This is a genomic window from Mycetocola sp., from assembly GCF_025464835.1.
In the GTDB taxonomy this organism is placed as follows: domain Bacteria; phylum Actinomycetota; class Actinomycetes; order Actinomycetales; family Microbacteriaceae; genus Mycetocola_A.
On the sequence record NZ_JAODMP010000017.1, the window covers coordinates 1 to 3,393 of the forward strand.

General features: G+C 65.3%; 4 protein-coding genes. 2 read left to right on the top strand and 2 right to left on the bottom strand.

Annotated elements, in window-relative coordinates; translation table 11 throughout:
• Window positions 1-391 precede the first annotated feature (391 nt).
• Window positions 392-1,687, bottom strand: coding sequence for a tyrosine--tRNA ligase (tyrS, locus tag JWP90_RS02460; RefSeq protein ID WP_297359236.1), 1,296 nt, complete (start codon window positions 1,685-1,687; stop codon window positions 392-394).
• A gap of 135 nt (window positions 1,688-1,822) precedes the next feature.
• Here tyrS and JWP90_RS02465 point away from each other — a divergent pair, with 135 nt between their 5' ends.
• Together JWP90_RS02465 and JWP90_RS02470 are read left to right on the top strand one after the other, a co-directional pair.
• Window positions 1,823-2,470 (top strand): DNA-binding protein, encoded by a 648-nt coding sequence (locus tag JWP90_RS02465; RefSeq protein ID WP_297359238.1) that lies wholly within the window; start codon window positions 1,823-1,825, stop codon window positions 2,468-2,470.
• 55 nt (window positions 2,471-2,525) lie between these two features.
• Window positions 2,526-3,131: a hypothetical protein gene (locus JWP90_RS02470; RefSeq protein ID WP_297359240.1), complete on the top strand. Its 606-nt coding sequence runs from the start codon at window positions 2,526-2,528 to the stop codon at window positions 3,129-3,131.
• Window positions 3,132-3,175: 44 nt separating this feature from the next.
• Here the strand turns inward: JWP90_RS02470 and JWP90_RS02475 are convergent.
• On the bottom strand, window positions 3,176-3,393 hold a 218-nt coding region (locus JWP90_RS02475; RefSeq protein ID WP_297359242.1), incomplete at its 5' end, for a DNA-3-methyladenine glycosylase.

The window sequence follows — 3,393 nt, forward strand, 5'->3', positions numbered from 1 at the left end:
TAACCCAACCAGAAAGGCTGGATTGCCGGGTTTTTGGCATTTGACATTGTGCACGCTGTTGAGTTCTCAAGGATCGGATGCTCCTGCTTTTCACCCCTCAGGGCTGCTCCGCAGGGCAACTTCTCTAGCCTAGCACCGAATTTCTCTTGTGTTGTACACGCTCCCGGACCGAAGTCCGAGTCTCGAGTACGAGAGAAACCCTGTGAAGGTTTACCCCCACCGGAACCGGAATCCGGAATAATCCGGGCGATTCTTTGTGGTGGGGTTTGGTCCCGCATGAGGCCGGCTAGCTAGTCGCTCTGCCGCACCTTTGGGGTGACGAGTAGTTACTTTACGCACATCCCAGGGGTCCCGCAAATTGCTTCTGCAGGCCGGGCGTGTCGCACGGTTCTCAGCCGGTGAAGACACCGGCGAGGGTCTTCTTGCCGCGGCGAAGAACCGCCACTCCCCCGGCCAGCAGGCTCTCCAGCACCGCTGAATCGTCTGCGACTTTCGTGTTGTTGAGGTACACCCCGCCCTGCGCGATCGCCCTCCTGGCTTCACCGAGGCTGGCGGTGAGCCCTGTGTCGACGAGCAGCTGGGTGACCAGGATGCCTGCGGTCGCCGTCGTGTGCGGAAGTTCGCGGAGTGCAGCAGTGAGGGTCTCGGCGTCGAGGCTCTGCAGTTCACCCTGTCCGAACAGCGCGGCGGAGGCGGCGATCGCGGCGTCCGTCGCTTCGGCGCCGTGGACAAGGGAGGTGACCTCCCAGGCGAGACGCTTCTGCGCTTCACGACGGAACGGCTCTGCCGCGACGGCCTGTTCGAGCTGTTCGATCTCGGCGCGGGTGAGGAAGGTGAAAATTTTCAGGCGCGCGATCACGTCGGCATCGTCGGAGTTGAGCCAGAACTGGTAGAACGCGTACGGGCTGGTCAGGGTCGGGTCGAGCCAGACGGCGTTGCCCTCGCTCTTGCCGAACTTCGAGCCGTCGGAGTTGGTGATCAGCGGGGTGCCGATCGCGTGGGCGCTCACCCCCTCGGCCTTGTGGATGAGGTCGGTGCCGCTCGTCAGGTTGCCCCACTGGTCGCTGCCGCCGGTCTGCAGAACGCAGTCGTGGTTGCGGTACAGCTCGAGGAAGTCCATGCCCTGCAGGATCTGGTAGCTGAACTCCGTGTAGCTGATGCCGGCATCCGAGTTCAGGCGTGCGCTGACGGCATCCTTCTTGAGCATCGTGCCGACGCGGAAGTACTTGCCGACGTCTCGGAGAAAATCGATCGCTGAGAGTGGGGCCGTCCAGTCGAGGTTGTTGACCAGCCGCGCGGCGTTGTCGCCATCGAAGTCGAGGAACCGGGAGACCTGCGCCTGGAGGTATCCCACCCATTCGGCGACGGTGTCCGGAGTGTTGAGGGTGCGCTCGGCGGTGGGGCGCGGGTCACCGATGAGTCCGGTCGAGCCGCCGACGAGTCCGAGCGGCTTGTGGCCGGCGAGCTGGATACGACGCAGAAGCAGCAGCTGCACGAGGTTGCCCAGGTGCAGACTGGGGGCCGTCGGGTCGAATCCGCAGTAGTAGGTGATCGGCGGACCCGCGAGCAGGGTCTTCAGCGCGCCGGTGTCTGTGGATACGTGGACGAGTCCACGCCAGACGATTTCCTCCCAGACGTCCTCGAACGACGGGTCATTGGACTGGGACTGGAGTTGGGGCTGCGACACGCAAGCTACAGTACCAGCGCGGTATCGGCGCCCCGTCGACAGCGATGTGAGCCTGGGGCCTCACTCTTGACCTGGTTTAGGTTATTCCCTAATATCGTAAGAGTTATGGCTCAAGCCTAAAACAATGGAGGCATCTTGATCGTCATCACCGCCGACCAGGTCGACAGTCGCAATCAACCGGACCGCGCCGCATCCGTCCTTGAGACGTTGAACGGTGCCGGGGGACCGGGCCTTCTCCTGCCGGCGGATCGAACGGCCGGCGATGAGATCCAGGTTCTTCCAGCGAGCGCAGAAGACGCCCTCGCCATCGTGCTCGAATTGACCCGCGAGGATGCCTGGAGCGTCGGCGTCGGCATCGGTCCGGTACGACTGCCGCTCCCCCTGGCCACCCGGGAAGCGACCGGGGAAGCGTTCTTCGCCGCTCGGGATGCCGTGACGCGTGCGAAGAAGTCACAGACGCGGTTCGCGCTCACCCGGGCCGGCGATGACTCAGCTGAGGCACTTCGTGGCGCTGACGCCGAAGCGCTCATCGCCCTGCTGCTGGTTCTGCGGGAACGCCGGACGGACGGCGGCTGGGAACTGTACGACCTGCTCACCACCGGCCTGACCCAATCGGAGTCGGCGGAGCGGCTGGGCATCACGGCGGGCGCGGCCAGTCTGCGGGCCCGAGCCGCGGGCATCCGTGTCGAGAAGGCGGCGTCTGAGGCGCTTGTTAGGCTACTCGACACGGTCAATCGTTCCGCGGACCCAGCAGGGAGCAGCGGCGACGCCTGGCCCAGGTGACGTCGGTTGACCGGCCGGCAACGAGCCGACCCGGCAACGACGCAAGGAGACGACAGTGAGCCCGATCACCGGTGCCCTCCCGATCACCCTGTACTGGGTGGCCGTTCTCCTGCTCGCCGCCGGGTGCCTCGTGACCATCGGCATCGCGCACTGGCGGAAGAAAAACACGATCATCGCCATCGCAGCGGCCCTGCTCGCAGTCGACCTCGTGCTGGTCGCGATCCCTTCGCCAGAGTCGCCCGTCGGCGTCAGCGTCGCCCTCGGTGTTCTCGCGGTGGCGATCGCCGTGCTCGGCGGCGGTACTGCGTCGAACTATGTGCTCAAGCTCTCGACGCGCGGGCTTGTTCGGCCAGGACTGTTCGGCGGCATCATCGTGACCGAGCCCGAGCGTCTCGGTAACTCCCTGCTGGGCAACGCGGGGGAACAGCATGAGGTGCTGCGCGGCGGGCGGACCATCGGTTACCTCGAGCGTTTCGCCATCGCCGGTACCCTCATCGCAGGTTTTCCTGAAGCGGTCGCGGTGATCATCGCCATCAAGGGCGTTGGCCGATTCACCGAACTCGCCGCTGCCGAGGCTCGTGAGCGTTTTATCATCGGAACGCTCACGAGCATCATCTGGGCCGCGTCGAGTGCGGCGCTCTTCCACTTCGCGATGCTCTGAGCCTTCGGGTCCGCCGTGTGCGGGAACCGCCGATCGAACCCCGCTCAGGCCTTTGGATGCTTCTTGTACGGCGACACCGATGGCTCGCCAGGGATCCAGAACCGCCACGGCAGGTCCGCCCCACCGGCCAGGCCCGTGCGTGGCCCGGTCAGCACCTCGGCTGCCTGATCCCCCGCCTCGAGCGAGAACGGTGGCGCGAACAGATCGCTCCCATCGTCGGTGAGGGCGATGCCGAGCGCCACCGTCAGCCGCGCGGGGCCCT